4 protein-coding genes are annotated in these 6179 nt (G+C 77.3%); 1 reads left to right on the top strand and 3 read right to left on the bottom strand.

From position 1 onward, the window contains the following. Together AC07C1_RS18170 and AC07C1_RS18165 are read right to left on the bottom strand one after the other, a co-directional pair. Window positions 1-3320 (bottom strand): FtsX-like permease family protein (locus AC07C1_RS18170; protein ID WP_478940093.1); only part of this gene is annotated, 3320 nt, incomplete at its 3' end. Window positions 3321-3484: 164 nt separating this feature from the next. Continuing rightward, window positions 3485-3889: a globin gene (locus AC07C1_RS18165; protein ID WP_478940091.1), complete on the bottom strand. Its 405-nt coding sequence runs from the start codon at window positions 3887-3889 to the stop codon at window positions 3485-3487. A 78-nt stretch (window positions 3890-3967) separates the two neighbouring features. Here AC07C1_RS18165 and AC07C1_RS18160 point away from each other — a divergent pair, with 78 nt between their 5' ends. After that, entirely contained in the window at window positions 3968-4945 is a 978-nt protein-coding gene (locus AC07C1_RS18160; RefSeq protein WP_478940090.1) for a methyltransferase domain-containing protein, read from the top strand. A gap of 28 nt (window positions 4946-4973) precedes the next feature. Here AC07C1_RS18160 and AC07C1_RS18155 read toward each other — a convergent pair. Further along, window positions 4974-6179: FHA domain-containing protein (locus tag AC07C1_RS18155; protein WP_478940088.1), on the bottom strand; the 1206-nt coding region annotated here is incomplete at its 5' end.

The raw sequence follows: 6179 nt of genomic DNA, 5'->3' as shown, positions 1-6179 counted from the left end.
CGCAGCGCTCGCGCCGGGCCCACTCGGCGCACGGCCGGTACGGCCGCGACCGCGAGCGGGACCGCGGCGACTCCGGCCAGCAGCAGCGCCACCTGACCGGGCGGCAGCCGGACCAGCAGGTCCGGCACGGGCCGGGTGGCCTCGCCGGTCAGGACGATCAACGGCAGCACGGCACGGGCCAGCACGGTGCCCAGGCCGAGGCCCACCGCGAGCGCCAGGCCCACCAGGACGGCCTGCTCGGCGGCGACCGTCCGGGCCAGCCGGCGGCGCGGCACGCCGAGCGCGCGCAGCACCGCGAACTCCGCGCTCCGGGCCCGCTGCGCCCCGGCGGCGCCGACCGCGAAGCCGACCGCGGCGACCGCCGCCGCCACCACGGCCGCCGCCGTGAACGCGGCCTCGGGACCCGCGCCGAAGGGGTCGTCGCGCAGCTCGGCGGCGATCTCGTCGCGCACCACCACCTGGCCCGGGCCGACATCCGGCAACGCCCGTACCGTGGCGGCCACTCGGGCGGTGTCCCGGGGCGCGGTGGCTAGCCACCACTCGGTGGGCGTGGCGCTCTCGCCGTACCGGGCCTGCAGCACCTGGTTCACGGCGCGCAGGTCGAGCAGCACGGCACCGCCGTCGCGGGCGCCGCTGCCGGCCGGGTCGGCGGTGGCCGGCAGCGCCCGTACCGCCCGGACGATCCGCACCGGTAGCCGCCGGTCGCCGATGGTCAGGTCGACCCGCTGCCCGGGACGGGCGCTCGCCGAGGCCAGGTAGCGGTCGGTGACGACGGCCGGCACCTCGGCCGGCGCGCGCTGGGTCACCTGGAGCCGGACGGTGACGGAGGCGACCGTCCAGAGGTCCGCGTCCGGGAGGTAGCCGGTGCCGTAGGCGAAGGTCAGCGGGCGCGTGCCGGTGATCTCGGGGCGGGTGGGGCTGGTGGCGGCGCTGGGGACGGCGGCGCCGCCCGCCCGCGCGCCGGTGGTCCACTTGGCCGGCAGCGTGAGCCGGTGCTCCTTCCCGTCGCTGCCGGACGCCGTCAGCCCGCCGAGGGTGAGCCGGTGCCGCTCGGCACGGCCGGCGGGCTGTGCCAGGTCGAGACGGAGGCCGGTGAGGGTCAGCGCGCCGGACGGGGCACCGAGGCCGAGGGTCAGGGTGTGGTCGCGGCCGTCGGCGGGGAGCTGACCGAACGGCACCTGGTACGGCACCCCGTACCGGTCCGCCAGCGTCACCGTCACCTCCGTGCCGGTGCCCGGCCCGGTGGAGCTGTGCAGGCGTGCCGTCAGCCGCAGCCGGGCGGTACCCGCGGGCACCCGGGCGCCCGCCGGGGAGCCCTTGGGCGCGAGCCCGGCCAGCAGCGACCGCACCGGCACGTCCGCCAGGTCCCGGCGCATCAGCACCGCGTCCGCCGCGTGCCGGGTGTCCAGGGCCAGCACGGTCGCCGTCCGGTCGCCGGACAGCGGCTGGGAGCCGCGCACGGCCGGGGCCGCCTCGCGTACCCGCGGCAGGTCCGCGTACCGGTCCGTGCGGCCCAGCCCGCCCTCACCGGCGGAGATCACCCGCACCGGAACGCCGGCGCGGAAGTCGGCCTGGTCGTCCTGCGAGCGGTCCCAGGAGGCGGCCTGCCCGATGGCGAGTATGCCGAGGGCGACGGCGAGGACGAGCAGCAGTACCGGGCCCGCGCCGCGTGCGGTGCGCCGGCTGAACTGCCAGCCGGCCAGCGCCACCGGCAGTCCGCGTCCGCGCGCCGCCCACCGCTCGGCGAACCGCGCCGCGGGAGGCAGCAGCCGCAGCGTGAGCACGGTTCCGGCGAGCAGCGCCAGCGCGGGCGCGGCGACCAGCAGGGGATCGATGCCGAGTGTGCCGGACCGGTCGGCGGCCACACCGCCGGAGCCCTGCCGGCGGAGCTGCCAGTAGGCCACCCCGGCGATCGCGAGCAGGCCGAGGTCGGCGCCGGCGCGCAGCAGGGCGGGGACGGTCCGGAAGGCGGCCGGCCGGGTTGTCCCGCGGCGGTGGCGCAGGGGCAGCGGCCACCACGCCCGCGGGGGGCCGGCCCTCCGCTTCCGCGCCCGGTCCCGCGCCTGTGCCGCGGCCCCCGTGACCGCCGGTACCGACACCGCGAGCGCACAGCCCAGGGCGACCCCGGCGGCCACCAGCCACACCAGGGGCCGGCCGGCCGGCGGGAGGTCCAGGCGCAGACCGAGGCGGGCCAGCGGGCCGTGCCCGGCCAGCACAGTAGTGAGCGGCCCGGCGACCAGGGGCCCGCACACGGCCGCGGGCAGCGCGAGGAGCAGGGCCTCGGCCGCGGCGAGACCGGCGATCCGGGCGCGGGAGGCGCCGCGGGCGCTGAGCAGCCGGGTCTCGTCGGCGCGTTCGGTGCTGAGCAGCCGGGCCACCAGCAGCAGCGCGTACCCGGCGAGCAGCGCGAGTTGCAGCGCCACGATCAGCAGGGTGGAACGCGCGACCAGCAGCGAACGGTCCACCCGGTCCAGGGCCTCCGGCAGCGCGGTCTGCGCCACCGTCGTACCGCGCAGCGCCGTGGCTCCGCGCAGGGCCGCGCTGCCTTCCCGGGCCGCCGTGCGCAGCTCCCCGATCCGAGAGGTGGTCGCCGTCGCGAAGTCCGCCGAGGCCAGCCAGGCCGTCGGCCCCGGGCTCACCCGGCCGCCGGTGAGCACGGCAGGGTCGGCGAGCAGGGGTCCGTACGTCGTGAAGCCGGACTTCCTGGCCCCGCGGCCGAGCAGATCGTCCAGCCGCCAGTACGGCGCCGTCACCGACGCGGGCCGGTACACGCCGGTGATCCGCACCCGGACCGCCGGGCCGTCCAGCCGGTTCGCCAGGGTGAGCCGGTCGCCGGGCGCCAGCCGCAGCGCCCGGGCGGCGGCCTGCGGGAGCGCCACCTCGACCGGACCGGAGGTACGGCGCGGCAGCCGGCCCGCGGTCAGGCGCAGCTGGGTGTGGTCGAGCGCGGCGAAGTACGTCAGGTCCGGGTCGCCGGACCGGTCGGCGGGTGAGCGCGGTGAGCGGGGCAGCGCGTACGGTCCCGAGCGGCGCAGCGTCCGTACGGTGACGGGCAGACCGTCGAAGGTCCGCCGGGCGCCCTCGCGTACGGCGGTGCCGGCGGCGGCCCGCTCCCGCTGGGGCACGTCCGCCTTGACGATCAGGGCGGTGTCGGCGCCGTTGCGGGCGTCGCCCAGCACATGGCGCAGTGCCGCGTCGCCGATCGCCCCCGAGTAGGCGGTGAGCGTCGCCAGTACCGCGGTGGTCAGCAGCACCGTGAGCAACGCGGCACTCAACAGCAGGCGGTGCGCACGCGCACGTGAGAAGACGAACCCCGTCACCCGGCCCCCGTGTGTCCGGACTTCCAGACCTTCGGGCGATGCTGGCAGAGGAGACAGGCCCGGGGTAAGCGGTTGTCGGCCGGTCTATACCGGATCGTGATCCGGAATCCGAGGACGGCTGACCGGAATCCGGCCTTCAGTGATGCCCCGTCAGCCGGAAGCGATCAGTCCTCGGTGTTCACCATCGACGCGGCGGCGTACGTCAGGTAGTTCCACAGCGTCCGCTCGTGCTCCTCGGACAGGCCGAGTTCGTCGACGGCCACCCGCATGTGCTTCAGCCAGGCGTCGTGCGCCGCCCGGTCCACGGCGAACGGGGCGTGCCGCATGCGCAGCCGGGGATGGCCGCGGTTGTCGCTGTAGGTGGTGGGGCCGCCCCAGTACTGGATCAGGAACAGGGTCAGCCGCTCCTCGGCCGGGCCCAGGTCCTCCTCGGGGTACATCGGCTTCAGGAGCGGGTCCCCGGCGACTCCCTCGTAGAAACGGTGGACGAGCCGGCGGAAGGTCTTCTCCCCGCCGACCTGCTCGTAGAAGGTCTGCTCCTGAAGCGTGCCGTGCCGAATCTCATTCACCCGTCCATGGTCTCAGACCCGGTGACCCAGGACTCGAGACCTAGGACCGGAGCAACGCTCGCCCCCTACTGTGGAGTCATGGGCGCCCACGACACCGAGATCGACGGCCTGGCCGCCGCGGCGCGGGCCGCGCTGGTGCGGGAGATCGACGCCGACGGGGCCTGGGCGCCGGACCCGGTGTGGCGGGAGGCGTTCGCGACGGTGCCCCGGCACCGGTTCGTGCCGTACTACTACGTCGCCGGGCGGGGCGGCTACGAGCGCCGCTGGGGCGAGAGTCCCGACCCGCGGGCCCGGGAACGCTGGGTGCGCGGCGCCTACGCGGACGTGCCGCTGGCCACCCGGCTGCGCGACGGCGAGCTGCTCTCCTCCAGCAGTCAGCCCTCCCTGATGGCGTGGATGCTGGTCGAGCTGCGGGTCGAGGAGGGCGACCGGGTGCTGGAGGTGGGCGCCGGCACCGGCTACAACGCGGCCCTGCTCGCCCACCGGCTCGGCGACGACGACCTCGTCACCACCATCGATCTGGAACCGGAGATCACCGAGTCGGCCCGGCAGCACCTGGCCGCGGCCGGGTACCACCCGGTCGTCGTCACCGGTGACGGGGCGCGCGGAGTACGCGAACGCGCCCCCTTCGACCGGATCATCGCCACCTGCGAGCTGTCCGCGGTGCCGCGCGCCTGGCTGGCCCAGTGCCGCCCCGGCGCCCGCATCCTGACCCCGCTGGCCACCGGCCTGCTGGCCCTCACCGTGCGGGACGCGGAGCACGCCGAGGGCCGCTTCCTGCCCACGGCCGCCTACTTCGTACCGCTGCGCGGCGAGGGCCGGGCGGAGCCGGAGCAGGTGTCCCTGACCGGGCTGCCGGGCCGGGCCCGCGAGCAGGACGCGTTCCACTTCCTGTTCGCCCTGGCCCGGGGCGCCCTCGAGCCGCGGGAGGCCTACGCGCTGTGGGAGCGCGAGGACGAGCCCGACCGCGAACGGTACGGCGTCACGGTCGCCGGCGAGCACGCCTGGGCGTGGCTGGACGACCCGGAGGGGCCGTACCGCTGGCCTCTCCGCTGAGCACCCCCGGTTTCTTGCCCGGTCGTGCTCAGCCCCGGCGGACGGTGATCGTCGTCCAGGCGCCCACGTGCACCCGGTCGCCGTCCCGCAGGGGGACCGGAACGAACGGCTGGATCGGTTCTTCCGAGCCGTTGACCGTGGTGCCGTTCGTCGAGTTCTGGTCGACGACCGCCCAGCTGCCGTCCGGCTGCTGGACCAGCACCGCGTGCTGGTGCGAGACCCCGGGATCCTCCGGCGGCACCGACAGGTCGATGTCGGGGGTGTCGCCGGTGGAGTGCCGGCGGCGGCCGATGGTGACCTGGTTGCCGGCGAGCGTGAGCTGCTGCTCCGGCGAGTACGCGGGCAGGTTCAGGCCCGCGGCCTCGGGGCCGGAGCGCTGCATCATCGCCATGAAGTACTCGCGGTCCGGGCCGACGGTCGCGGTCCAGGTGGCCGGCTGCTGCGGCGCCTGCGGGAAGCCGGGGCCGGGCGGGGCCGGGGTGCCGCCGGGCTGCGGGTAGCCGTACCCGCCGCGCTGACCGCCGGGTCCCGGTCCGGGGCCGTGTCCCGGACCCTGTCCGGACGGGCCGGTGGACGACGGCGGGGAGAGCACCCAGTCGTCGTCACCGCCGCCGAAGGACGGGCCACCCGAGGACGGGCCTCCCGAGGCGGGACCGCCGGCCGGGGGCCGGCCGGTCTCCCGCGGGAACGCGGGCGGAGCGGGCGGCCCGGACCGCTGGAACGCCTGCGCGGCACCGCCGGGACCGGCGGGCGGGGTCGGCCCGGGCGGCGGCGGTACCGGACGCGCGGGGTCACCGCCGAAGCCGGAGGGGCCGGAAGCGCCGGGACCCTGGGGCGGGCCGGGCGGAGTGGGGCCACCGGGGCCGGACGGCTCACGGCCGAAGGGCGGCGGACCGGAGGGGCCACCGGGACCCTGCCCCGGACCCCCGCCGAAGCCGGAGTCCTGACCGGGGTTGCCCCCGAAGCCGGACGGACCGCCGGAACCCGGGCCCTGCCCCGGACCGCCCCCGTAGCCGGAGGGGCCACCGGAACCGGGTCCCTGGCCCTGACCGGGGTTGCCCCCGAAGCCGGACGGGCCGCCGGAACCCGGGCCCTGTCCCGGACCACTGCCGTAGCCGGAGGGGCCACCGGAACCGGGCCCCTGGCCCTGACCGGGGTTGCCCCCGAAGCCGGACGGGCCGCCGGAACCCGGGCCCTGTCCCGGACCACTGCCGTAGCCGGAGGGGCCACCGGA

The sequence above is a fragment of the Streptomyces sp. NPDC045022 genome, from assembly GCF_056432605.1.
This window is presented reverse-complemented; position numbering and strand designations above follow the sequence as displayed.

What these genes read in the sequence shown, in the direction of transcription:
- AC07C1_RS18160 (WP_478940090.1), top strand. Translation starts at nt 3,968, where the DNA reads ATGGGCGCCCACGACACCGAGATCGACGGCCTGGCCGCCGCGGCGCGG.